The organism is Caproiciproducens galactitolivorans (assembly GCF_026672255.1).
Lineage (GTDB): Bacteria > Bacillota > Clostridia > Oscillospirales > Acutalibacteraceae > Caproiciproducens > Caproiciproducens galactitolivorans_A.
In genome coordinates this window covers 89,375-113,557 of sequence record NZ_JAPOHA010000010.1, presented here as the reverse complement: position 1 = coordinate 113,557, position 24,183 = coordinate 89,375, and the positions used below count along the sequence as shown (strand labels likewise).

Below are 24,183 nucleotides of genomic sequence, written 5' to 3'. Positions count from 1 at the left end.
CAAATACCCAGCCCGAAGTCAACCCTTTTTTTGATTTTTTTTGAAAAAATCAGATTTTATAGCGAAAACAGGCGTTTTTTGCGCTTTTGATGCAAAATCAGAAGATTAAATATTCCTGCTCTTGGGATAAAACATCACGGTGAGGGAAAAATCTTTGCAGAGGTGTTTTAAAAATGACTAAAAAGCTGAAATACATTTGGGCGGTTGCTATTGTTTTACTGGTGAATGTCCTTGTTATATCGATTGTAACAAATATGGGCGGTTCTGTCGATGCTCTGTCCAAAATGGGATCACAGGGGTCCGAAGTGCGCAGCATTCAGACAAAGCTGCAGAATCAGGGATATTATACAGGAAAAGTTGACGGCATTTTCGGATCACTCACAAGAACCGCGGTAATCAAGTTCCAAAATGCCAAGGGGCTTACTCCGGATGGGATCGCCGGCCCTAAAACATTAAGCGCGCTGGGCCTCGGCGGCGGTTCCGGCGGGCTGGGCGGTTTCAGCAGCAGCGACGTCACGCTGCTGGCGCGGGTAACCTCGGCGGAAGCGCGCGGGGAACCCTATGAAGGACAGGTTGCGGTTGCGGCGGTTATTCTGAACCGTATTCAGCACCCTTCGTTCCCAAACTCTCTGGCAGGTGTGATTTATCAGCCGGGCGCGTTCAGCTGCCTGAACGACGGCGGAATCAACGCACCGATCTCCGATACCGCGTACAAGGCCGCGCGCGACGCCATTAACGGCTGGGACCCGTCCGGCGGAGCCATCTATTATTATAACCCGGCAAAAGCCACAAGCGGCTGGATTTTCTCCCGCCCCGTAATTACGGTGATTGGAGACCACCGTTTCTGTAAGTAAGTTAACAAAAAAAGGCACCGAACCATTTCGTTCAGCGCCTTTTCTTATATTATATAGAATCAATCCCTTATGTTATGCGACGGTGACCACGCAGCGGCGTACCGCATTCTGTTTCGGCAGAGCGGAATACACCGAAGTGCAGCCGCGCCCGACGCATTGGATTTTATAATAGTAGCTTGCGCCGATCTTCTTCTGGAAAACCGTTTTAATCACGCGGCTGTTGCCGGTGGAGAACGTCGGTTTATCCGATGCGTTTTTCGGCGTAAATTTAAACTGATAGGTCTTTCCGGCCTTCAGTGTAATCGCCGCGCCGGTGTCGCTCGCCATGGAGGAATCCGTGGCCGCTGTGCCGGCAGGCTGGCTGATCGTCTGTGGCCCGAGGGGGTAATCCTGATAGGAGTAATCCAGATCGACCGCGCCGCTCACGCCGGAGACACTGCCCGCGGAGGTATACTGCCACATGGCGTAGGAGCCGCCGTAATTCGGAAGGAGCACATCCGGATGGGCAACCCATGTATCATAGGCGCTGAAAGAAGATATGGTTTTAAACTGATTTAATAAGGTTGTATTGCCGTACACGCCGGTGCGGTAGCCCGCCTTAATCATCGCGTTGCAGAAGGTTGAAATAACGGAATCGATCTGGCTTGCCTGCATCGTCGAATGGAAGGGCTGCTCCACATCCAGATAAACCGGATAGTCCAGCTTGCGCCCGTTCAGAATGCCGAGGCAGAACTGCGCTTCCTGCTGGGCTTCCGCCACGGTGGTGGCATAGCTGACATGATACGCGCCGACTTTCAGCCCGTTCGCGGTCGCGCTGTCGTAATTTGCGGCGAAGGTGGTATCGGTCTGGGTTTCGGGATGCTCGTTGCCGTACCCGTCGCGCAGGATGGCGAAATCCACGCCGTCGGCCTTTACAGCCGCCCAGTCCACGCTTCCCTGATAGGAGGAAACGTCAATCCCCTTCAGGGCAACATTGATCACGCAGGTCGCGCATCTGCCGTCCGAAGCCGTCGCGGTAACCGTTGCTCTGCCAAGGGACACGCCGGTAACCGTTCCGTCGCTTACGGTGGCGATATTCGGATTACTGGACGTCCATGTAACGGATGAACCGTCGTTCACCGTAAGGGCCGCGTTATCTCCCTTTTTCAGCGCGAGGCTTTGCGCGCTTAACGTCAGCGCATCGGTGCTTGTCACGTCCTGCGCATAAGCCATGGTACAGAAAGAAAGGGCAAACGCCAGCACCAGAAAAAGAGCGATGTATTTTTTTCTCATTCGGGTTCCTCCTATGTAGTTTACAAAAAATGGAATTGTTGCTGTCATTATAGGCTGATCTTCCGGTGCTGTCAAGCTGATTTTTGCAGGCTCAGGGCGCACAGCGCCGTTTCGCCGTTTTCCCCACACCGCAGGCGGTGTTCCTCCAACGGAAGGGCTTAGCTTTAACAACTTGAAAGTTTTGATCAAACTTTCTCAAAAGTTTGCGAGGTTTGGGGCAGCGCCCCATCGTTCCTTGCCTTCAAAAAGCGCAGGAAGGGGGCAGAAATAGTCCAGTGGACCGTTTCTGCGCGGGGAACCCTCGCCGGAGGCTCCCCGAAAAGATTGGAACTGCACGTAGGTTTTCTCCCCTTTAGAATTGTGCTGATACTCGTTCCTTTGTGAATCAGACTTTGTTCTGACAGGTCGAAGCTGATTCTTTGTTTATATCATTGAATTACAGAAATGATTTAGCTTGTCCTCAGGCCGGGCGGGCCCCTACTTTCGGAATCGTCCGAAAGTAGGCAAAGGACGAGCAGGGGGCGTTTGTATTCCCGGCGAGAGGGTTCCACAAAAGCCCCCTGCACCCCGGAGGTATCCCCAAAGAGCCTTTGGGGTACACGCATTCTGTGTGGTTTTCATTGACGAAGTCCTACGTCAGCATTCCGTGGAGGAGCGCCGCCTGCGGCGCGGAGGAAACGGCTAATCGACGCTATGCGTGCGTGCAGGCTCAGCCTGCCCCGGGGGAAACGATGAATGGCGTGCGCCCGCTGTACGTAAAAAAGACCTGACAAGCGTTAAAACGTTCATCAGGTCTTTCTTAATAATTATGCTTCAAACCGCGCTTGGCGGCAATCTTTTAAAATTACTTTTTAAATTCCTTGAACAGCTTCGTCACATCGTCCTGATGCTTCTTGTTCTGGTCGGAAGCGACGGTATCCTTGTAAACCATCAGATACTTCCCGCTGTCGGAAACAACCGCCGGAACTTCCTGGCCCATGATCTTGAATTGACCCTCCGCCTTAATTTCATCAAAAACAGACTGCGCCTTGCTGTTCAGTTTGGGATCGAACTCGTAAAGCTCGACGGTCACATTGTCTTTTCCGTTGTAGCTGAAATGATACTTTACGCCGCTCTTCGCGCCGATAAAGTCCGCCTTCATTTCCTCCGGATTTCCGGAAAGAGCGGAATTGGCGGCAAGGTATTTTACAAGGCCGGAAAGGTTATCGTCCATACTGTCCGCACCAACCGCGGACGATTCCGCTTGGGAAGCAACGGAGGAAACCGGCGCGGAGGACGCTCCGCCTACATCGCCCATGCCGCAGGCCGCCATGGTTCCCGCCATAACAACTGCGAGCGCAAGGATTAAAATCTTTTTCATCTGTAAGCCCTCTCTACATATTACAATAACATTCAAATGATAGTGTACCCTTTTTTCCGGCCTTTGCCGGGAGGAAAAGGAGCCTTTTGTAATTATCCGATTTTTCCACTGTTTTGTCAACCTTCAAAGACATAGAAAGGGCAGATTTCCGCCCGACGTACGGTACACACCGTGGTAGTCCGAGCCTACAAGTTCGCCGCTGTTTTCCCGAAGCCGGGAATTACAGAAAATGATTTCGTTTGCCCCTAGGCCGGGGTGCGGCGTTTTATTTTCGGACAAGTCGAACCTTTCCCTTTGTCCTTTTCACTGAATTACAGGAATGATTTAGTCTGCCCTCAGGCCGGGCGGGCCCCTACATTCGGAATCGTCCGAAAGTAGGCAAAGGACGAGCAGGGGGCGTTTGTATTACCGGCGAGAGGGGTCCACAAAAGCCCCCTGCACCCCGAGGTATCCCCAACAGGCCTTTGGGGTACACGCTTTCTATGTGGTTTTCATTGACGTTCCTCTGAGGCAGCCTGGAGAAAAAAGCACCTTCTTATTATAAACCTGTGTGCAGGCTTAGCCTGCCGGGGTGCCGATAAAAAATCTACCCTCCAAGGTGAGAGAGGAATAGGCGAACGCGTATTAATAAAAAAGCGACGGGCAAACAAATTTGCCTGAATTGGTCGGACTTACGCCCGGCGTGTGCGGAGCGCCGGGCTGCCGACGACTGTGGGGTTCTATTCACACCAAGGTGAAAATGTGGAAAAAGCTTTAAAATCAGGCGGCGGGGAGGAAATGGGGGCATATTTCGCAAGTGGAATAGCGTGAGGAAAACCCGCCGCCTGTTGCAAGGCATAAAAAAACGCTGTACACGGATTCTTATCCATATACAACGTCACCCGCACAATGCGAAATTCGAAAAATACCCCCTATACAAAAAGAAAAAATGGAGGTATAATAAGAACCGCAATGTGCTGATTATATCAGTTGCTTATGGAGCTGTGACTCCGTAGGCAGGGGACAGGCGGGCCAACGCTTGTTCCTGCATTGCACTTTATATATTTTTATGCCTTACAAGCAGATTATAATCCTTTTATTCGAATAATGCAACAGGATTTTTAAATTTAAATGGATTATTGGAAATATTTTAATAAGTAAAGTCGAAAGCTGTTCAGCAAAAAATTGCCGGACAGCCTTTTTTATGGTTTTTCCTCTAAGCTGCCTCAGAGGAACGTCAATGAAAACCACATAGAATGCGTAACCCCAAAGGCANAATAAGTAAAGTCGAAAGCTGTTCAGCAAAAAATTGCCGGACAGCCTTTTTTATGGTTTTTCCTCTAAGCTGCCTCAGAGGAACGTCAATGAAAACCACATAGAATGCGTAACCCCAAAGGCATTTTGGGGATACCTCAGGAGTGCAGGGGGCTTTTGTGGAACCCTCTCGCCGGGATTCAAAAGCCCCCTGCTCGTCCTTTGCCTACTTTCGCACGATTCCGAAAGCAGGGGCCTGCCCGGCCTGAGGGCAGACTAAATCATTCCTGTAATTTGATAGGAAGTACAAAAGGAATCGATTCGGCCTGTCCGAAAATAGTAGACAAGATGCAGTTCCAACCTTTCGGGGAACCCCCGGCGAGGGTTCCCCGCGCAGAAACAATCCACTGAATTGTTTTCACTCCCTTCCTGCGCTTTTTGAAAGCCAGGGAACGATGGGGCGCCGCCCCAAACCTCGCAAACTTTTGAGAAAGTTTGATCAAAACTTTCAAGTTGTTAAAGCTTAACCTTTTCGTTGGAGGAGCACCGCCTGCGGTGCGAGGGAAACGGCGAAACGGTACTATGCACCCGCCAAAAATAGAAAGCCGATGCATGAAAGCACCGGCTTTTTTACTGCTGTTATGTAAAATAAAACGGATTACAGTCTTTTCTTCATCCAATCAACAATCTCCGTGATGATTTCGTCGCGGCAGGGCTCGTTCAGAATTTCATGGAACAGGCGCGCGTAGATTTTCAGCGTCTTGTCGCTTGAGGCGATGTCGCCGAAAAATTCGCGGGAATCCTTTTCGCTTACAAGGCCGTCGCAGCAGCCGTGCAGAACCAGAGCCGGATCGGTGAAATTTTTCGCGTTCTTTTTCATCCATTCCACACCGTAATACAGCGTATTATACAGGCCGACGGAGATTTTCTTCTCCACCAGCGGGTCGTTCGCATACGCTTCCACAACGGCGGGGTCGCTGCAAACGCCGTTGCCCAGCTCGTTCGGGAAATAGGTGTCCGCGGGCTGCTGAATCGGCAGGAATCCGGGCGGGACGGCATTCAGGCGGGTCAAAGCGCCCGAGGTCACAATCCCGTTCACCTTGCCCGGATATTTTGTTCCGAACATGGCGACGGCGTAGCCGCCCATGCTGTGCCCCAGCAGGAACACGGGAAGCCCCTCGTTTTCCTTTTTAGCCAGCTCTACAAAATGATTGACGTCGTCCACGATTTCGTTGTAATCGCTGTAAAACACGCGCTTGCCCTCCGACCGGCCGTGTCCGCGGTGGTCAAACCGGTAAACGCCGAACCCGCTTTGGTTCAGCTTTTCCGTCACATAGTCGTAACGGCCGAGGTGTTCGCATAAACCGTGCACCACAACGACAATCGCTTTCGGATTTTCCGGAATATCCTTTCGGAAAAACAGTTTGGTTCCGTCAAAGGTAGGAACCATCATTTCCTTCGTCATAACAACATCCCCTTTTTTTCATAATCGACAGAATCGATTTTCTTAACTATATCACCTAATTTTTTATTCGTCAACCACATTATTTTTATTTAGATTGCCTGCTTTTAAAGGCCTTATAGCGTTCGGCAATATCGGGATTTTTCCGCATGAATTCCACGAAGTCGGCAAAGCACAAAATCGTTTCCTTGCTGAACATATGCTCCGTCTTTTCCGTTTCCTCCAGCAAACGGGAATCCCCCACGCCGATAATGCGCGAGAAATCCTCCAGAATCGTGTGGCGCTTTAAAAGCCACGCGCCCATTTCCTTGCCTTTTTCCTCCAGCATAATGAACCCGTACCGCTCATATTTCACCATCCCCGTCTGGGCAAGGTTCTGAACCATTTTTGTTGCGGAGGAGGGCTGTACGTTCAGCGCCTGGGAAAGGATATGGATCCTGGTAAACCCGGTCTCAAACGACAGCCGGTAAATCATTTCCAGATAATCCTCCATGGACGCCGTCAGGGAATCGTCGTCTTTTTTCATATATTCATTGAAAGTATAAAAGTTGCTTTGCACAGCCGCGTCCACCTTTCTATAAAAAACCCAATCATTAAATATATTCCGAAGCGCTTTCATTCATTCCTAACAGGAACACTTTTCATTCCCCCGACATAGTTTGTAAAACAAAAGAAAGTTGGAGCAGGCTAAGAATAAAATTGTTTTAGAAAGGTGATTACCGATGCAAATGGAAGAAGGCGCGGTACAGGCCGGGCTGGGGAGCCTGAATACCGCCGGAACGATAAAGAAACCGTCCCTGCGGGTTCCCAATAAATTTTTACAGCTATTAAAGTATCTGGGGCCGGCGTTCGTTGTGAGCGTGGCCTATATTGACCCCGGAAACTTTGCAACCAATATCAGCGGCGGTTCCAAATTCAATTACACGCTGATCTGGGTAATCCTTGCCAGCAACCTCATGGCGATTTTTTTACAGACCATGTCCGCGAAGGTCGGAATCGCAACCGGCCACAGCCTTCCCGAAATGTGTGCGAAGGTGTTTTCCCGGCGGGTCAACGTCCTCTTCTGGATTGTGGCGGAACTGGGCGCTATGGCGACCGATCTGGCGGAATTCCTCGGCGGAACGCTGGGGCTGAACCTGCTGTTCGGCATTCCCATGCCTGTTGCGGGCCTTCTGACGGGTCTTTTAACCTATTTGATCTGTGCGATGGAGCGATACGGCCAAAAAGCGGTTGAAATCATTATTACCGTTTTGGTTGCCGTTATCAGCGTCGCTTATCTGACGGAAATCTTTCTTGCGAAGCCGGACTGGGCGCAGGTGGGAATCCACACCTTCGTTCCCTCGCTTCCCAACGGGGAGGCCGTCACCATCGCCGTCGGCATGCTCGGCGCAACGGTCATGCCCCATGTGATCTATCTTCACTCTCAGCTCGTTCAATGCCGGTGCGGGGGCGGCGACTGCGGCCGGGAAAAACGGCATCACCTGAAGATGGAGAAAATCGATATTGCCATCGCCATGAACATCGCGTTTTTCGTCAACGCCGGCATGGTGGTCGTTTCTGCGGCGGTGTTTTTCCGCAGCGGCATGGTGGTGGAAACCATGCAGGAAGCGCACAAATCGCTGGAGCCGCTTCTGGGGCCTCTTTCCAGCGGCGCGTTCGGCGTTGCCCTGCTCGCTTCCGGCCTTTCCTCCTCGGCGGTGGGAACCATGGCCGGGCAGACGATTATGAAAGGCTTTATCAATCTAAGTATCCCTGTGAACCTCCGGCGGCTGATCACCATGCTGCCCGCGCTGATCATTATCATCCTCGGCGTAAATCCGATGAACGTGCTCGTCCTGAGCCAGGTCGCCCTCAGCTTCATCCTGCCCGTTCCGATCATCCAGATGCTTTCGATTGCGAAGCGGAGGGATTTAATGGGCGAATTCGCCAACACGACCCGGGTAAGGATTCTGGGCATGGGTATCGCCGCGGTCATTATCGCGCTGAACGCCGTGCTGCTTTACCTTACGTTTGCCGGACTTTCGTAACCGTTTTCCATCCGAAATCCTCCTTTACAAACCGGAATCTTCCGCAAGGGAAATCCGAACCCCGGGCAGGGGAAACGTCTCCTTGTTTTGATAGAACGGGATGGGTATTTTTTTCCTTTCCCGTTCTATTTTTCGCCCGTTTTTCGGGCATTTTCAGCAGAATTTTTGTGATTTCCGTTATTTTTTCCCGCCCCCGGTTTTGTACCTAAACTCGGTAAAAACCCTGTCGATATATGTAGAAAGTGAAGGAGATGATAGTATGCTGGGAAAGAAAAGCTTAAGAACAAAACTGCTGCTTTTTATCGGAATTCCGGTTGCACTGGTCTTTGTGATTACGGCATTTATTTCACTGTCCCATGTTAAGCAATCCGTTTATCAGTTCTCGAACAATGAACTGACGGACAAGTCTCAGGCCGCATCGTATCAGATCAGCGAGTATTTTTCAAAATACAAGCAGGTTGCCGTGCAGATGGCGGCAAACTCTCAATTCGAAGACCTTTTCAAGAAGGCCACCCCGGGAACGAAGCTCACGTCCCCTGCGGAATTCGCAAATGTAAAAAGGAGCATGCTCAACGTTAAGCAAAGCGATCCGGATAATATCGTTATTTCCTGGATTGCGGATGTCGATTCCAGCCAATATACACAGTCCGACGGATACCTTTCGGGTGCCGACTATAAAATTGCGACAAGGTCCTGGTATCAGCAGCTCGTAAAGGAGCAGAAAACCATCATTACCGAACCGTATCTGGACGCAGGCACAAAGAAATTAACGGTGAGCGTGGTTTCCCCGGTTTATGATTCCGGTACGAAAACGCTTCTTGGCGTAACCGGCATTGATTTCAGCCTCGACCAGATCAACAAAATGATAGAGAGCTACCGACTGGGCAACAGCGGATTCTACATTCTCAGCACCGCGCAGGGTGTGCTGATTCACCACCCCGATTCGTCTTTGATTAACAAAAATGTCTCCGAATCCAAAATGTCCGAAAATATTATCAGCTCGATCATGACCAAAACCATCGGCCCCGTCACTTACAGCGCGCTGAACCATACCAACTACGGCTATGTCGCGACGGTGGGTGATACCGGATGGACGATTACCACCGGAATGCCGGAGGCGGAGTATAATGCAGCCTATAATGAAACACAAACAATGTTCCTTTTCACCTTCCTGATCGCGCTGATTCTCCTTCTTGCCATTATCGTTATGATTTCCATGAGCATTATTAAGCCGCTGAAAAAACTGACCGCCGCCGCACAGCAGATTGCGGACGGAGATCTGAACGTGAAAGTGGATATGAAGACCATGGACGAAACCGGGCAGGTTGCCAACGCCATCGAAAAGATTGTGGACAGGCTCAGCCACTACATCGATTATATCGATGAAATTTCCGCCGTGCTGGACCAGATCGCCCTTGGGAATCTGGTGTTCGAACTGCAATGCGAATACACCGGTGAATTTGCCAAGATCAAGGATTCCCTCAACAATATAAAGTCGAAGCTGGTAAAGACCTTCCGAACGATTACCGATTCTGCCGACCAGGTGGCGAGCGGCTCCGACCAGGTATCGAACGCCGCGCAGTCCCTGGCGCAGGGCGCCGCCGAACAGGCCAGTACAATTCAGGAGCTTTCCGCTTCCATTACCGAAATCGCAAATCATGTCAACGAGAACGCGGGCAATGCCAATGCGGTCGATCAGCTTGCCAAAGATTCCTTCAGCGACGCGCAGCGCAGCAACGATCAAATGGCGCGTCTGGTTACCGCGATGTCCGACATCAACAATTCCTCCAATGAAATCGGAAAAATCATTAAAACCATTGAAGACATCGCGTTCCAGACCAATATCCTCGCCCTGAACGCGGCGGTGGAAGCGGCCCGCGCAGGCGCCGCCGGAAAAGGGTTTGCCGTTGTCGCGGATGAGGTCCGCAACCTTGCGAGCAAGAGCGCGGAAGCGGCGAAAAACACCACCGTGCTGATCGACAACTCCATCCGCTCCGTGCAGAAGGGCGCCGCGGTCGCCAACGAGACGGCCCAATCCCTTCAGGAAATGATCGATAAAGTCAGCCAGACGTCCGACCTGATCGAAAAGATTACCACAGCGACCAACGAACAGGCCGCGTCCATCAAGCAGGTGACCATCGCCGTCGACCAGATCTCCGCGGTTGTGCAGACAAACTCCGCAACCTCGGAAGAAAGCGCCGCCTCCAGCGAAGAGCTGAACGGTCAGGCAAAATCGATGAAGGGTCTCATCGATCAATTCCGCTTATAAACGCACTCTACGCCCTAATCGAAAACAGCCCCGCGGAGCAATCCGCGGGGCTGTTTTCGATTGAAAAGCTTATCGCCGGTTTATCGGTTCCACCCCGTACGGTCACAGGCCGCAAGGAACCGGTACAGAACGTCGCAGCCGTGCCACATTAAAAACAGCGTGGCAACCATTCGTATTCCATAATAAATCCGGATGTTTTCGATTAAGGTACTGCTTTGAAAAAATTGCAACATCGTCAGCAATAATAAAACAACAAGCCAGAAAAATACCCGTAAGGCTAAACTCTTCGGAGAGAATCTTCCAAACATAACTTCCAACCCCTTCTCACACAGATTATATTTCTTTTAACTATATTATAGCATCTATTCCGCGCTGTCAATTTTTCCTTAAATGGAAAAATCTTTATATTTTCTTTATTCGATATTGATTGACAGCATGACACGGATGTCATATAATAGAATTATAAAATTATGACACGAGTGTCATAATTGTAAAGATCGGAGGGACCGGCCCGCATGTCGAAGGCTTCTGAAAAAAGAGAGCTTATTTTAAAAAATGCAAAAAAGGTTTTTATCCGCAAAGGGTTCGACCGCGTGACCATGAAAGATATTATTGAGGAATGTGGAATCAGCCGGGGCGGCATTTATCTTTATTTCTCCACGGTCGACGAAATTTTTATCGAGGTGGTAAAAAAGCACAATCAGGAAAAGATAGAAGGGATACGCACCAGCATTGAGCGGAACCAAAATTTTGACCGGCTGATCGACGAATTTTTCGCGGATCAGAAGGAACGCCTGCTCAATATGGACAAAAGCCTGTTCGTCGCTATGATGGAGTTCTGCTTCGCACACAAGAATGTTTCCGACCGGGACTTTTACACGGATCAGTTCTACAACACGAAGGTGATTATTCTGGAGATTTTGAAGTTCGGGCAGAAAGCGGAAGCGATTACGGCGAAAAATATCGACCGCCTTGCGGATTCCATTCTGTTCCTGATCGAAGGCCTGCGGTCTCTGGCGGTATCCAGCGCCATTTCGGACGAGCTTGTGGACCAGCAGATGCAGGTCGGCAAAGGATTGATTTATTCCGATTTATTCTAGGCCTTGTTGAAAAAATTCCGGTTCGGTTAAAATTGCACCGTACCAAAACCACCCGGAATACGAAAAATACGATTTATTTTCGAAATTCGTTATTTTTATTAATGAAACAAGGCTAACGGAAAGAAGGGGCAAACTTGAACGTTCTGATCACGGCAGGAGGGACGTCGGAGAAAATCGACGATGTCCGTAAAATCAGCAATACGGCAACCGGGCGGCTGGGAAGCCTGCTGGCGGACTGTTTTCTAGAAGACGAGGGGGTCGAAGTAACCTGTCTCTGTTCCGAAAACGCCGTCCTGCCCAAAAACCCGCGCGCGACCATTGTTCCCGTCAGCGACGTGCAAAGCTTACAGGCGGCGGTGGAGGAGCAGATGCGGGAACGCGCTTACGACGCGGTTATCCATTCCATGGCGGTCAGCGACTACACGGTGAAGTACAGCGTACCCTCCGAATGGCTGGCGGCACATCTCGCAAAATCCGTTCTGAACCGGAGCTGGGACGGGAATCCGGAATTTCTTACGGCGCAGATTCACTCAGCGCTTCTGGCTTACGGCGGCGGATGCCGCTCGAAGAAGCTGTCTTCGGACATCGAAAATTTATTTCTGTGCCTTGAAAAGACGCCGAAAATCATCGGGCTGTTTAAAAAGCTCCAGCCCCAAACCATTTTAGTGGGCTTTAAGCTTCTCGTCGACGTGGAGGAAAACGAACTTCTCCGCGCGGCAGAAACGCTGATGAAACGCAACGGGTGCGATTTTGTTCTGGCAAACGACCAGAAAAACATCGATGAAACCCGCCACGAAGCGATTTTGCTGGGAAAAGACCATTCCCTTACCCGCCTGCACACCAAAACTGAAATTGCCGGGGCAATCAAAGACCATGTAATGCGGAAAGCCGAGGAGGACAGGCAGAAATGAAAAATATCGTATTGGGCGTTACGGGGAGCATCGCCGCCTATAAAGCGGCCGACATCACCAACACGCTTACGAAATCCGGCTACAACGTCGACGTCATTCTGACAAAGGGCGGCATGGCGTTCATTACGCCGCTGACGCTGCAAACCTTATCGAAGAACCGGGTCTATACCGATATGTTTGAACTGAACTATCCGCGGGAGGTCACGCATATTTCCCTCTGCAAAAAGGCGGATGCCTTTGTGATTGCGCCCGCGAGCGCGGATATCATCGGGAAGCTCGCTAACGGCATCGCGGACGATATGCTGTCCACCGTTGCCCTTGCAATGAGAGACATCCCCCTGCTGATTGCCCCGGCAATGAACACCCGGATGTATGAAAATCCGATTGTAAAGGATAATATAGAGAAGCTGAAGAAGTACGGGTATCAGATTATCGAGCCGAAGGAAGCCCTTCTTGCGTGCGGCGACCTGGGCAAGGGCGCCCTTGCCGACGTGGGCGAGATCGTCCGTGCGATAACCGACAATTTGCGGGAGAAACCGGTATGATCTTAATCGCCAATATCGGGAATACCAATTTAAACTACGGCTTGTACGGGCGGCGGATTCTTGCTTCCGGCTATTCCCCCATTCATCCGCTTACGAGCGAAAAGCAGGCGCTTGCGCTTTTCCGCTCCCTGTTGAAGAAACGCGGGCTGGATGATATCGAGGGCGCCGTAATTTCCTCCGTCGTCCCCGAAAAAACGCCTGTGATTCTGAGTGCGGCGGAAAAAATTGCACAGACGGAGCCGGTTCTGATCACCGGCCACACGGACTGGGAATTCGATACTTCCGCCTATTCCGGCCTTTTAGGAACGGACAGGTTGCTGTGCTGTTCCGCGGCTTTGCAGAAATACAGGCCCCCGTTCGTCGTTGTGGATTTCGGCACCGCCACAACCCTGAATGTAATCGACCCCTCTGGCGCGTTCGCGGGCGGCGTGATTCTGCCCGGGGTGCGAACCGGACTCCACGCGCTTACCGCCTCCACCGCCCAGCTGCACGATATTCCCTTCTCCGAACCGGAATCGGTGATCGGAAAAAACCGGACCGAATGCATGCTTTCGGGGGCGACCTTCGGAACGGCGGCCATGCTGGAAGGACTTGTGCGGCGGATTGAAAACGAGCTTGGCGCCGCTGTATCCGTCATCGTTACCGGCGGGAACGCGAAAGCCGTTATCCCCTATTGCGATTTCAAGGTGCATTATGAACCGGAACTGCTTTTGGAAGGACTGGCAATTCAATCGGACCGGCTCAAGACGGTATCCCGGAAAGCGCGGATGGAATAACCATGTACAAATGCCGGGATGATTCCGTTCAGCAAGGACAAAAGCGCACGGATACCTGCCGTATTCGGGCGTTTTGGACGCTGTCCGGGCAAAAATCAGCCGGTCAAATGCAAATCTGCAATAAATCCGTGGTTTCCTAATAAGAAGGAGAGAACATTATGAATCGAAAAACCGGCACGAATCGACTGGTACTCACCGCCCTGTTCTGCGCGATCATCCTCCTTTTAAACTTTACCCCGATCGGGTACATACAGCTTCCGCTGATTAAAGCGACGATCATCCATGTACCTGTGATTATCGGCTCCATCCTGCTTGGGCCGAAAATCGGCGCGGGGCTGGGTTTTGTTTTCGGGCTTACGAGTTTATACAACAACACCTTTGCCCCAACCCTTCTGTCCTTTGCCTTTTCCCCGCTGATTCCGGTTCCGGGAACCGCCGGCGGAAGCTGGGCTGCGCTTTTCATTGCCTTTCTCCCCCGCATTCTGGTCGGCGTCGTCCCGTATTACTTCTATGTGTTTCTGAACAAAGCGCTTAAAGGCAGATACAACGTGCTGTCGCTCGCCCTCAGCGGCCTGATCGGATCCCTTACGAATACGATTCTGGTCATGAACCTGATTTATTTCGTGTTCCGCGACGCTTACGGGGAAGTGAAGCATATCGCGGTGGACATGGTGTATAAAGCGGTTCTGGCCGTTATCTTTTCCAACGGCGTGCCGGAAGCCATCGTTGCCGCCGTCCTTACGGCCGTGGTCTGCCGCGCGCTGATGAAGCTGAAACCCATGAAAGCGTAAACCCTGTAACCTCCCCATTTTTATAAACCGCATATAATATAGCAGAGCCTGTCATCCAATGGATGACAGGCTCTGCCGCTTTCGGTTAAATTTTACTTGATTTTATGTTCTTTCCCGCCGCCCAACGCCTCAACAAGCCTTTGTACAGCCGTTTCTATATTTTTTCCGGAAGTCGCGAGATTGATGCGGATGTGCGTATCCGTCCGGTTTTCAAAAAACCATTCGCCGTAGTCCACCGCCAGCCCGCATTGTTCCTGAACAATTTCCCGCAATTCCGCAGGCCGGACATAAGCGCCCAGGTCAATCCACACCAGATAGGTTCCTTCCAAAGGCGTTACGGTAACCCCCGGCAGTTTGGAAGCCAGTTCGTCGCGCAGATATGCATCATTGCCCGCAATGACTTCCAAAACCTTTTCCAGCCACGGTTCCCCTCCCCGGTAAGCGGCCTCTGCGGCCGCATAGCCGAATACGGAGCCTCTTGCAATGCGGTTCGCCTTTACAAAGCGGTCAAACCGGCTCCGCACGGCTTCGTCCGGAATGACGGCGAAGGAATTTTTCATCCCCGCAAGATTAAATGTTTTAGACGCCGAAGTCAGTATTGCCAGCATATTGTCATAATCCCCGACCGCCGCGGCCGGGATATTCTTATGCCCCCCAAATGTGATATCCTGATGGATTTCATCACTCAGGACAAATACCCCGTATTTTTTGCAGATTTCCAACAGGTTTCGCAATTCTTCTTTCGTCCATACCCTGCCCACCGGATTATGGGGCGAGCAAAGGAGAAACATCTTCACCGCGTTTGCACGAATCGCTTCCTCGAACTTTTCAAAATCAATCGTATAATATCCGTCGGTATTGACCAGGTCGCAGCAGACCAGCTTCCGGCCCGTATCCCGGACGGCATCCATAAAAGGATAGTAGCACGGCGTAAGAATCAGGCACGCATCGTCCTTCTGCGTCATGGCATTGATAAACCAGTAAAGCCCGGATACAACGCCGGCGGTGAAGCGTATCCACTCTTTTTTCACTTCATAGCCGTGCCTGCGCTTTTCCCAGTCGATAAACGCCCGATAATACCCGTCCGGCACCATATGATACCCGTAAACGCCATGCCCATTCAGCCGGGCAATCGCTTCCCGAACACATTCCGGCGCTTTAAAATCCATATCCGCAACCCAGAGCGGAAGCAGCCCGTCCCTGCCGAACCGGGATTTCAGGCCGTCCCATTTGGTAGAGTTCGTTCCGGCACGTTCCACCGTATAATCCTTTTCAATATCTATTTCCACGACACACGCCTCTGTTTCATTCAAATTCAAGGAACCGCTCCTTCCGCTCTGCGGAACCCTGTTCTGCTTTCAGCCGGCCTGTCCGGCCTTTAAAGAAACGGCTTCTTTTGCGCATTCGGCGATTTTCTCCGGCGTAAGGCCGTAACGAACCATTAAATCCTCATATTTCCCCGATTTTCCAAACCGGTCGTCAACGCCGTGGCGGATAACGGGCACCGGGCAATACCGCGACACGGCTTCACAAACCGCCCCGCCTAATCCGCAGAGCACATTATGCTCCTCGGTCGTAACGATCGCCCCGGTTTCCTTTGCCGCTTTCACGATCAGCTCCGTATCCAGCGGCTTGATCGTATGGATATCAAGGATTCTGGCGGAGATTCCTTCTTTTTTCAAAATCTCCGCGGCTTTGACGGCATTCTGCACCATCAGGCCGGTGGCGGCAATGGTAACGTCCTTTCCGTCGGCAAGCGTTGTTCCCTTCCCCAGCTCGAAATGATAACCGGGCAGATTGGCCGTTATATTTTCCACCTCCGCCCTTCCAAGGCGCAGATAGCAGGGGCCGTTCTGCTCGATCGCGGCTTTTACCGCGGCTTCGGTTTCATTCGCGTCGCACGGGCAGAGCACCGTCATACCGGGGATGACCCGCATCAGGCCGATATCCTCGATGCACTGGTGGGTCGCGCCGTCCTCACCCACCGACAGACCCGCGTGCGACCCGACGATCTTGACGTTCAGGTGCGGATAGCAGACGGAATTGCGAACCTGATCGTAGGCGCGGCCCGCACTGAACATCGCGAAAGAATGCACGAAGGCGATTTTTCCGGCGGCGGCCATTCCGGCAGCCATCCCGACCATATTGGCTTCCGCAATCCCGACGTTAAAGAAGCGTTCCGGGAAAGCCTGCCCGAAGCCCTCCGATTTTGTGCAGCAGGCAAGGTCCGCATCAAAAACGACGATATCCGGATTCTGCCCGCCGAATTTTTTGAGCGCCCGGCCGTAGGCCACTCTGGTTGAAATAAACTCCGCCATTTTTCAGCCCTCCAATTCCAAGAGTCTTGCGGTAAGCTCCGCTTTCGCTTTTTGGTATTCTTCTTCGTCCGGTGTATTTCCGTGCCACATAACTTTGTTTTCCATAAAGGAAATGCCTTTTCCTTTTACCGTTTTCGCGAGGATCATGGTCGGTTTTCCGCTGCATTCCCCGGCGGCGTCCACCGCGTCGGAAATTGCCCGCAGGTCATGCCCGTCTATTTTAAGAACATTCCACCCGAAAGCCTCCCACTTTTCGTCCAGCGGTTCCGAAGGCATAATCTCTTCCGTGGTGCCGTCAATCTGCAGCCCGTTGACGTCTACAAACCCGACCAGATTATCCAGCTTATATTTCGCGGCCGCCATAGCGGCTTCCCAGATCTGCCCTTCCTCAATCTCCCCGTCGCCCATAACGGCGAACACGCGGTACGGTTTTTTATCCAGTTTCGCGGCAAGCGCCATGCCCGCCGCCGCCGAAAGCCCCTGCCCCAGCGAGCCCGTGGACATATCCACGCCGGGAACATGCTTCATTTCCGCATGACCGGAAAGGTAGGAATCAATATGCCGGAAGGTCTTCAGGTCTTTTACGGGGAAATACCCTTTCAGTGCAAGCACCGGATACAAGGCTCCCGTACAATGCCCTTTGGAAAGCACCAGCCGGTCGCGGTCCGGATTTTTTGGATTTTCAGGGTCAAGATTTTTCATCTTTTCAAAGTACAGAACCGTCAGGATATCCGCTGCCGACAGCGCCCCGCCGATATGCCCGGAATGGCAGGCGTTAATTGCTTCCAAACATTCCAGACGAACCTTCGCGGCGGTAACCGCCAGCTCCTTTACGCGTTTTTGTTCCATTCTAGCCACCCCATCCTTTATTTGCAGGAAAAACAGCCTGTTTCCGGCGGCACGGCCCTGCAAACCCTGCCGCCGGAAAAAACCGGTTAATCCATATTCAGCTCCGCGAGTTTTTTCAAATGCTCGTAAGATTTTCTGGAAGTTTCCTCCGCCTGCGCAAAGAGCTTTTCGGCGCGCTCCGGGAAGGAGCGGGTAAGCGAGTTGTACCGGACTTCGCCCATGATGAAATCACGGTAGCTGGCTTCCGGAGCCTTGCTGTCGAGCTGGAACGGATTTTTGCCTTCCTCCTCAAGACGCGGGTCATAGCGGAAAAGGTTCCAGTAACCGGCCTCGACCGCCTTTTTCTCCTCCGTCTGGGAAAGGCTCATGCCGCCCTTGATGCCGTGGTTGATGCAGGGCGCGTAGGCAATAATGATGGACGGGCCCGGGTAGGCTTCCGCTTCGTTAATCGCCTTGATGCACTGGTTCATATCCGCGCCCATCGCGATATGCGCTACATATACGTAGCCGTAGCTCATCGCAATCCCCGGCAGATCCTTCTTCTTATTCGTCTTTCCGGCGGCGGCAAACTGTGCCACGGCGCCGGTCGGCGTGGCTTTCGAAGCCTGCCCGCCGGTGTTGGAATACACTTCGGTATCAAACACAAGAAGGTTGACGTCTTCGCCGGAAGCCAGCACATGGTCTACGCCGCCGAAGCCGATATCGTAGCACCAGCCGTCGCCGCCCAGAATCCACATGGATTTCCTGGCGAGGTAGTCCTTATCGGCAAGCGCCTTTTGGGAAAGCTCGCAGCCGGACGCGGCCGCCTTCTCCAGTTCCGGAATCAATCTGTCGGTCGCGGCGCGGTTTGTACGGCTGTCGTCCTTGGTGGCAAGATACTCGGCGCAGGCCTTTTTCAGCTCTGCAGGGGAAGTTTCAGAAGCTTCGATTTGGCTGATGTACCCGGCGAGACGGGTGCGGATTGCCTTCTGGGCAAACGCCATGCCAAGGCCGAATTCCGCGTTGTCTTCAAACAGGGAGTTCGCCCACGCGGGCCCGTAGCCTTTTTTGTTCGTCGTATACGGCGTGGACGGCGCGGAAGCCCCCCAAATCGAAGAACAGCCCGTTGCGTTGGCAATATACATGCGGTCGCCGAAGAGCTGGGTCACCAGCTTTGCGTACGGGGTTTCGCCGCAGCCCGCGCATGCGCCGGAGAATTCCAGGAGCGGCTGTTTGAACTGACTGCCCTTTACGCTGTACGGCTTGAATTTTTCCATAACCTCCGGTTTCTCATTCAGCGCAATGCCGTAATCAAACCCTTTCTGGGAATCCATCTGGGCGGCGATCGGTTTCATAACGAGCGCCTTCTGGCCCTTCATGCCCGGGCATACCGTCACGCAGGAACCGCAGCCGGAGCAGTCCAACGCGGAAACCGTTATGGCGAATTTCATGCCGGGCAGCCCGGTCATATCCTTGTATTTCTGGCTCTTCGGTGCCGCGTCGGCCTCCGCCTGCGTCATTGCCGCCGGGCGGATTACCGCGTGGGGGCAGACATAGGAGCAGAAGTTGCACTGGATGCAGTTCTCCGGGTTCCACTCCGGCACGTCGATCGCAATGCCGCGCTTTTCATACGCGGAGGAACCGTTCGGCACCGTGCCGTCTTCCATGCCGAGTTTTGTAAACGCGGAAACCGGCAGCTCGTTTCCTTTATAGGAATTGGAAGGATTGAGGAAGCCGTTGACATAATCGACCAGCTTCTTATTCTCCCCTGCCACCTGCGTGTCCGCTGTGTCGTCGGCTAAATTCTTCCACGAATCCGGCACGTTGACCTTATGGAATTCCTGTGCGCCGCGCTCAATCGCCGCATAGTTCATATCAACGACTTTCTGGCCCAATTTTGCATAGCTGTGGAGGGCGGCGTCCTTCATATACTGAATGGCTTTGTCTTTTGGTATGATGTTAGTAATCGCGAAGAACGCGGACTGAAGGACGGTATTGATGCGGGTGCCCAGCCCGATTTCCTTGCCGAGCTTTACCCCGTCGATCGTATAGAAATTGACCTGATGGTCGGCGATGTATTTTTTCATTGTCGCGGGAAGGTTTTTCTCCAGCTCCCCGTCGCTCCATTGGCAGTTCAAAAGGAAGCTTCCGCCCGGCTTGACATCCTTCACCATATCGTATTTATCAACGTAGGAGGCCTTATGGCACGCGACGAAATCCGCTTTATTTATGTAATAGGTGGATTTGATCGGCTTGTCGCCGAAGCGCAGGTGGGAAACGGTCAGACCGCCGGATTTCTTGGAATCGTAGGCGAAGTAGCCCTGCGCGTACATGTCGGTATGGTCTCCGATGATCTTGATGGAGTTTTTATTCGCGCCCACGGTGCCGTCCGCGCCGAGGCCCCAGAACTTGCAGGAATGGATTCCCTTCGGGGTCGTATCCGGGTTTTCCGTAACCGCAAGCGACAGGTTGGTCACGTCGTCCGTAATGCCCACCGTGAAACGCTTCCGGGGGGCATTGCTCTGCATATTGCGGTAAACGGCGATCATCTGGCCCGGGGTGGTGTCGTTTCCGCCCAGACCGTAACGGCACGCGTATACCGGGACGGATTCAAACTTCGTTCCGCTGAAAGCCGCCAGAATATCCAGGTAGAGCGGCTCGCCGATGGAGCCCTGCTCACTGGTGCGGTCGAGCACGGTAATCTTTTTAACGGACTGCGGAAGCACGTTAAAAAGATATTTTGTGGAAAACGGGCGGTACAGATGGCACTTGATCAGGCCGACCTTTTCTCCGGCGGCGTTGAGGTAATCGATCACTTCCTCGATGGTTTCGCAGGAGGAACCCATGGCAACGATGACTTCTTCTGCATCCGCGGCGCCGTAATAATTGAACGGCTTATAATCGGTTCCGAGCTTTGCGTTGACTTTTTCCATATACCCGTTCACGATGTCCGGGAAAGCGTCGTAATACCGGTTCCCGGCTTCGATCTGCTGGAAATAGGTATCGTCGTTGGAGCAGGTGCCGCGCATAACCGGATGCTCCGGGTTCAGGCTGCGGCGGCGGAAAGCATTCACCGCGTCCCAGTCCAGCATATCGCCTAAATCCTTGTAATCCCATATGTGGATTTTCTGCACTTCGTGGGAGGTGCGGAAGCCGTCGAAGTAATGCAGGGTGGGAACGCGGCCTTTAATCGTGGCAAGATGCGCCACCGCGCCCAAATCCATTACCTCCTGCGGACTGTTGGAGCAGAGCATGGCAAACCCGGTCTGGCGGCAGGCCAGAACGTCGGAATGGTCGCCGAAAATACACAGCGTGCTCTTGCCGAGAGTACGCGCCGCGCAGTGGATTACGCCGGGCAGAAGCTCGCCCGCGATTTTATACATATTCGGAATCATGAGCAGCAGGCCCTGCGAAGCGGTATAGGTTGTGGTAAGCGCGCCGACCGCAAGGGAACCGTGCACCGCGCCGGCCGCTCCTCCTTCGGACTGCATTTCGATAACCTGTACCTCCTGCCCGAACAGGTTTTTGCGGTTGGCGGCGGCGTACTTGTCCGTTTCATCCGCCATTGGCGAGGACGGCGTGATCGGGTAAATCGCCGCCACATCGGTAAATGCATAGGATACATGCGCGGCGGCTGTGTTGCCGTCCATTGTTTTCATGTTTCTGGAATCCATAATTACTCTCCTTCTCCGGAAATAAATGATGATATATGTTTACCCGCGATTGTGAAACCGCGGGTAAACATTCACGAGGTTTTTCATTCTGAAAATGGTTATTTACCCTTTCCCCACTGAGGCGCTATCGCTTCCTTTGCCGCGCAGAACCTTTCGTACAGCTTCCGGTATTCCTGATGCTTTTCCATATCCGGGATGAAGAGATCCTTCTCTTCTTCACGGCCATGCTTTTCGCATCCGGTCGCTGTTTGCAGCAAGCTTACAACGCCTAAGATACCAAGCTCCTTTTCCCTGTAACGTACGGTTTTTTCGCCCATGCAGTCACACATCATCCGGCAGACCAGGTCGCTCTTCGCAGCCCCGCCCGCTACAACAAATCCGTTTTGCCCCGCAGGCAGGCTCTGATAACAGTCGTAAAGGGAAAGCGCAACGCCTTCAAAAACAGCCCTCGCCATATGATATTTCGTATGACATGCGCGGAGGCCGAAAAATCCGCCGCTGGCGTCCGCATTCCGGAAGGGCGCCCGTTCGCCGTACAAATACGGGTGGAACAGCACGCCTTCGCTGCCGATGGGGATTTTTGAAATCTGTTCTTCAAGCCGGGGATACGGTTCGCCGCAAAAAATTTCGCGCCGTGCCCAGTCCATTGCGGAGGCACCGGATAAAGCCGCCATCAGCCGGATGTACCGGCCCGGCTCCGTATGGCACAGCACGCTCCCGATCTGCCCGGCCTGCGCCTTTGCCTGCGCTTCGTCGAGCACCACGTAGTTGCAGAGCGTTGTCCCTACAATACTTCCCTTTTGCAGCGGTTCGGTAATCCCGCAGCCGGCTGCCGCGGCAAGCACATCGATGGAACCGGCAATCACCGGGGTTCCCGCCGGTATTCCCGTCTGTTTTGCCGCTTCTTCCTTTACACACCCTATGATTTCAGCCGAGCTTTCAACCGGCGGGAAACAGCCGCGGCATTCCCCGATTCCCAGCTTATCCAGCAGGGAAAATTCGTACTGCTTTGTATAAACATTCAATAACGACGTGGAAGCGTCCGTCTGCTCCGTAACGATTCGGCCGGTCAGCCGGTAATTCAGCCAGTCCTTGCAGTGAAGCACGGCGGCAATCCGGGCGTAGTTCTCCGGTTCCTGTTTTTTAAGCCAGCAAAGGATGACGGGAGCGGCGCCCGGAAAGAGCGGGGAAGTTCCCAAATCAACGCATTCTTTGCTCAGGCTGTCGTAATCGACAAAGCCGCCCGCCCGGATGTCGTTCCACAGAACGGCGTTGCGAACGGGCCTGCCGTCGCGCCCTACCGGCCACATCCCGTCGCCCTGCGCGCAGATTCCCGCCGCGCAGATATTCTTCCAGATTCCGCCGTTGTTGTTTTTCAGGCGCGCGATGACTTCACAGACGGAATCCCATACGGCGTTCATGTCCATTTCGCACCAGCCGGGATGCGGCATCAATATCTGCACATTCTTTCCCGCCGAGTCAATAAAGCTGCCGTCGGCGCGGGTAAGCACAGCCTTGATCATCGTAGTACCCGCGTCCACAGCGAGGAAAAGCCTGTCGTCAGGCATTGAGTGCCTGTTCAACGTCCGCGATAATGTCCCTTACGTCTTCAACGCCGATGGACAGGCGGATCATCCCGTCGTCAATGCCCATGAGCATCCTTTCTTCCCGGGACATTTTGCCGTGAGTTTGGGTGGCCGGCTGTTCAGCCATTGTATCCAAATCTCCGAGGCTAACAGCGTATTTTGCAAGTTTTATATGATTCATGAATTTCTGGCCGCCCTCAAGGCCGCCTTTTACGACAAAGGAAATCATTGCGCCGTAGCCTCTTTTGCCGTAAAGCTCCGTCGCCAGCGCATGCTGCGGATGCGAGGCAAGTCCGGGGTAGATTACCTTTTCAACAAGCGGGCTTTTCTCCAGCCATTTGGCGACTTCCATCGCGTTTTCGCACTGGGCCTTCATACGCAGATGGAGGGTCTTGAGGCCGCGGAGCATCAGCCAGCAGCTGAACGGGCTGGGCACGGAGCCGATTTCCTGATAGATCGAGCTGCGTATCCGTTCAATAAAGTCGGCCTGTCCGCAGATATGGCCGGCAATCACGTCGCCGTGGCCGTTGATGTACTTGGTTGCGCTTTCCACAACCACGTCAATGCCGTGCTCGAACGGGTTGAAGAGGTACGGGCTAAGGAAGGTGTTATCGATCATCGATACGATGCCCTTGGACTTTGCCCACTGCGCAATACGGTCAACCTCGCAGATTTCCAAAGTCGGGTTGTAAACGCTTTCGGAATAGATCAGCTTCGTATTCGGACGCAGCGCATTGTTCAGGCTTTCTTCGGACAGATCCTGAAGGAAGGTAACGTCGATCTTCATCTCCTCGAAAATATGGGAAAAAAGGCCGAACGTACCGCCGTAAATGGTCTTGCCGCTGATAATATGATCGCCCGGATGCACAAAGCTGAGGATGGCGAGCGAAATTGCCGCCATGCCGGAGGAAGTTACCAGGCAGGCCGGCGCGCCGTACAGCGTTTTGATCTTATCCTGAATGTCGTTCTGGGTAGGATTGCGCGAGCGTCCGTAGGTAAAGATACCCGCTTTATCTCCATTCTGATAGCGCTCCATTTTTTCAGGAGTCCATACAAACGTACTTGTCAAAAACATTGGAGAAACCATCGCCCCGGTGACCGGGTCGCCGTGCTGTCCCGCATGCACTGCCTTCGTAGCAAATCCCATATTCATTTCTTCCATTTCACTGCCTCCATT

Annotated in this window: 20 protein-coding genes; 8 read left to right on the top strand and 12 right to left on the bottom strand. The window is 52.8% G+C overall.

Features of this window, described 5'->3' with window-relative positions:
- Positions 1-173: 173 nt before the first annotated feature.
- The gene (gene sleB / locus OUY18_RS10810; protein ID WP_268058795.1) at positions 174-854 is read left to right on the top strand and encodes a spore cortex-lytic enzyme; all 681 of its coding nucleotides are present in this window, start codon (positions 174-176) and stop codon (positions 852-854) included.
- Positions 855-926: 72 nt separating this feature from the next.
- Here the strand turns inward: sleB and OUY18_RS10805 are convergent, their stop codons facing one another.
- The 5 genes from OUY18_RS10805 to OUY18_RS10785 all read right to left on the bottom strand — a co-directional run bounded on the left by OUY18_RS10805 (position 927) and on the right by OUY18_RS10785 (position 6,740).
- On the bottom strand, positions 927-2,126 hold the full coding sequence (locus OUY18_RS10805) for a GH25 family lysozyme (protein ID WP_268058794.1): 1,200 nt from the start codon (positions 2,124-2,126) through the stop codon (positions 927-929).
- Positions 2,127-2,970: 844 nt separating this feature from the next.
- Positions 2,971-3,486, bottom strand: coding sequence for a hypothetical protein (locus OUY18_RS10800; protein WP_268058793.1), 516 nt, complete (start codon positions 3,484-3,486; stop codon positions 2,971-2,973).
- Positions 3,487-5,000: 1,514 nt separating this feature from the next.
- Positions 5,001-5,399 carry a hypothetical protein gene (locus tag OUY18_RS10795; protein ID WP_268058792.1) on the bottom strand — a complete coding sequence of 133 codons (399 nt, stop codon included), beginning with the start codon at positions 5,397-5,399 and terminating at the stop codon, positions 5,001-5,003.
- Positions 5,378-6,184, bottom strand: a complete 807-nt coding sequence (locus OUY18_RS10790; protein WP_268058791.1) for an alpha/beta hydrolase — start codon at positions 6,182-6,184, stop codon at positions 5,378-5,380. The genes OUY18_RS10795 and OUY18_RS10790 overlap by 22 nt, the downstream gene beginning before the upstream one ends.
- A gap of 85 nt (positions 6,185-6,269) precedes the next feature.
- Entirely contained in the window at positions 6,270-6,740 is a 471-nt protein-coding gene (locus OUY18_RS10785; protein WP_268058790.1) for an iron dependent repressor, metal binding and dimerization domain protein, read from the bottom strand.
- Between the two features lie 169 nt (positions 6,741-6,909).
- Between OUY18_RS10785 and OUY18_RS10780 the strand changes: the two genes are divergently transcribed.
- Together OUY18_RS10780 and OUY18_RS10775 are read left to right on the top strand one after the other, a co-directional pair.
- Positions 6,910-8,208 carry an Nramp family divalent metal transporter gene (locus OUY18_RS10780; protein ID WP_419196140.1) on the top strand — a complete coding sequence of 433 codons (1,299 nt, stop codon included), beginning with the start codon at positions 6,910-6,912 and terminating at the stop codon, positions 8,206-8,208.
- A 259-nt stretch (positions 8,209-8,467) separates the two neighbouring features.
- Positions 8,468-10,477 (top strand): methyl-accepting chemotaxis protein, encoded by a 2,010-nt coding sequence (locus tag OUY18_RS10775; RefSeq protein WP_268058788.1) that lies wholly within the window; start codon positions 8,468-8,470, stop codon positions 10,475-10,477.
- A gap of 80 nt (positions 10,478-10,557) precedes the next feature.
- Here the strand turns inward: OUY18_RS10775 and OUY18_RS10770 are convergent, their stop codons facing one another.
- The gene (locus OUY18_RS10770) at positions 10,558-10,785 is read right to left on the bottom strand and encodes a hypothetical protein (RefSeq protein ID WP_268058787.1); all 228 of its coding nucleotides are present in this window, start codon (positions 10,783-10,785) and stop codon (positions 10,558-10,560) included.
- Positions 10,786-10,992: 207 nt separating this feature from the next.
- Between OUY18_RS10770 and OUY18_RS10765 the strand changes: the two genes are divergently transcribed.
- The 5 genes from OUY18_RS10765 to OUY18_RS10745 all read left to right on the top strand — a co-directional run bounded on the left by OUY18_RS10765 (position 10,993) and on the right by OUY18_RS10745 (position 14,600).
- Complete coding sequence (locus OUY18_RS10765) at positions 10,993-11,577, top strand: TetR/AcrR family transcriptional regulator (protein ID WP_268058786.1); 585 nt, start codon at positions 10,993-10,995, stop codon at positions 11,575-11,577.
- A 134-nt stretch (positions 11,578-11,711) separates the two neighbouring features.
- Entirely contained in the window at positions 11,712-12,488 is a 777-nt protein-coding gene (locus tag OUY18_RS10760; protein WP_268058785.1) for a phosphopantothenoylcysteine decarboxylase, read from the top strand.
- Positions 12,485-13,033, top strand: coding sequence for a phosphopantothenoylcysteine decarboxylase (locus OUY18_RS10755; RefSeq protein WP_268058784.1), 549 nt, complete (start codon positions 12,485-12,487; stop codon positions 13,031-13,033). The genes OUY18_RS10760 and OUY18_RS10755 overlap by 4 nt, the downstream gene beginning before the upstream one ends.
- Positions 13,030-13,809, top strand: coding sequence for a type III pantothenate kinase (locus OUY18_RS10750; protein WP_268058783.1), 780 nt, complete (start codon positions 13,030-13,032; stop codon positions 13,807-13,809). The genes OUY18_RS10755 and OUY18_RS10750 overlap by 4 nt, the downstream gene beginning before the upstream one ends.
- A 158-nt stretch (positions 13,810-13,967) precedes the next feature.
- On the top strand, positions 13,968-14,600 hold the full coding sequence (locus OUY18_RS10745; RefSeq protein WP_268058782.1) for an ECF transporter S component: 633 nt from the start codon (positions 13,968-13,970) through the stop codon (positions 14,598-14,600).
- Positions 14,601-14,692: 92 nt separating this feature from the next.
- On the opposite strand, the gene OUY18_RS10740 is transcribed toward OUY18_RS10745, so the two are convergent.
- From OUY18_RS10740 to OUY18_RS10715, 6 genes are all read right to left on the bottom strand, one after another.
- The gene (locus OUY18_RS10740; RefSeq protein ID WP_326492991.1) at positions 14,693-15,919 is read right to left on the bottom strand and encodes a MalY/PatB family protein; all 1,227 of its coding nucleotides are present in this window, start codon (positions 15,917-15,919) and stop codon (positions 14,693-14,695) included.
- Positions 15,920-15,958: 39 nt separating this feature from the next.
- Positions 15,959-16,918, bottom strand: coding sequence for a transketolase family protein (locus tag OUY18_RS10735; RefSeq protein WP_268058781.1), 960 nt, complete (start codon positions 16,916-16,918; stop codon positions 15,959-15,961).
- Positions 16,919-16,921: 3 nt separating this feature from the next.
- On the bottom strand, positions 16,922-17,767 hold the full coding sequence (locus tag OUY18_RS10730; protein WP_268058780.1) for a transketolase: 846 nt from the start codon (positions 17,765-17,767) through the stop codon (positions 16,922-16,924).
- Positions 17,768-17,853: 86 nt separating this feature from the next.
- Positions 17,854-21,420: a pyruvate:ferredoxin (flavodoxin) oxidoreductase gene (gene nifJ, locus OUY18_RS10725; RefSeq protein WP_268058779.1), complete on the bottom strand. Its 3,567-nt coding sequence runs from the start codon at positions 21,418-21,420 to the stop codon at positions 17,854-17,856.
- A gap of 98 nt (positions 21,421-21,518) precedes the next feature.
- Entirely contained in the window at positions 21,519-22,988 is a 1,470-nt protein-coding gene (locus OUY18_RS10720) for an FGGY-family carbohydrate kinase (RefSeq protein ID WP_268058778.1), read from the bottom strand.
- Complete coding sequence (locus OUY18_RS10715) at positions 22,981-24,168, bottom strand: trans-sulfuration enzyme family protein (protein ID WP_268058777.1); 1,188 nt, start codon at positions 24,166-24,168, stop codon at positions 22,981-22,983. The genes OUY18_RS10720 and OUY18_RS10715 overlap by 8 nt, the downstream gene beginning before the upstream one ends.
- Positions 24,169-24,183 lie beyond the last annotated feature (15 nt).

What these genes read in the sequence shown, in the direction of transcription:
- OUY18_RS10735 (WP_268058781.1), bottom strand. Translation starts at nt 16,918, where the DNA reads ATGGCGGAGTTTATTTCAACCAGAGTGGCCTACGGCCGGGCGCTCAAA.
- OUY18_RS10775 (WP_268058788.1), top strand. Translation starts at nt 8,468, where the DNA reads ATGCTGGGAAAGAAAAGCTTAAGAACAAAACTGCTGCTTTTTATCGGA.
- OUY18_RS10750 (WP_268058783.1), top strand. Translation starts at nt 13,030, where the DNA reads ATGATCTTAATCGCCAATATCGGGAATACCAATTTAAACTACGGCTTG.
- nifJ (WP_268058779.1), bottom strand. Translation starts at nt 21,420, where the DNA reads ATGGATTCCAGAAACATGAAAACAATGGACGGCAACACAGCCGCCGCG.
- OUY18_RS10790 (WP_268058791.1), bottom strand. Translation starts at nt 6,184, where the DNA reads ATGACGAAGGAAATGATGGTTCCTACCTTTGACGGAACCAAACTGTTT.
- OUY18_RS10730 (WP_268058780.1), bottom strand. Translation starts at nt 17,767, where the DNA reads ATGGAACAAAAACGCGTAAAGGAGCTGGCGGTTACCGCCGCGAAGGTT.
- OUY18_RS10800 (WP_268058793.1), bottom strand. Translation starts at nt 3,486, where the DNA reads ATGAAAAAGATTTTAATCCTTGCGCTCGCAGTTGTTATGGCGGGAACC.
- OUY18_RS10720 (WP_268058778.1), bottom strand. Translation starts at nt 22,988, where the DNA reads ATGCCTGACGACAGGCTTTTCCTCGCTGTGGACGCGGGTACTACGATG.
- OUY18_RS10715 (WP_268058777.1), bottom strand. Translation starts at nt 24,168, where the DNA reads ATGGAAGAAATGAATATGGGATTTGCTACGAAGGCAGTGCATGCGGGA.
- sleB (WP_268058795.1), top strand. Translation starts at nt 174, where the DNA reads ATGACTAAAAAGCTGAAATACATTTGGGCGGTTGCTATTGTTTTACTG.
- OUY18_RS10765 (WP_268058786.1), top strand. Translation starts at nt 10,993, where the DNA reads ATGTCGAAGGCTTCTGAAAAAAGAGAGCTTATTTTAAAAAATGCAAAA.
- OUY18_RS10745 (WP_268058782.1), top strand. Translation starts at nt 13,968, where the DNA reads ATGAATCGAAAAACCGGCACGAATCGACTGGTACTCACCGCCCTGTTC.
- OUY18_RS10755 (WP_268058784.1), top strand. Translation starts at nt 12,485, where the DNA reads ATGAAAAATATCGTATTGGGCGTTACGGGGAGCATCGCCGCCTATAAA.
- OUY18_RS10805 (WP_268058794.1), bottom strand. Translation starts at nt 2,126, where the DNA reads ATGAGAAAAAAATACATCGCTCTTTTTCTGGTGCTGGCGTTTGCCCTT.
- OUY18_RS10770 (WP_268058787.1), bottom strand. Translation starts at nt 10,785, where the DNA reads ATGTTTGGAAGATTCTCTCCGAAGAGTTTAGCCTTACGGGTATTTTTC.
- OUY18_RS10780 (WP_419196140.1), top strand. Translation starts at nt 6,910, where the DNA reads ATGGAAGAAGGCGCGGTACAGGCCGGGCTGGGGAGCCTGAATACCGCC.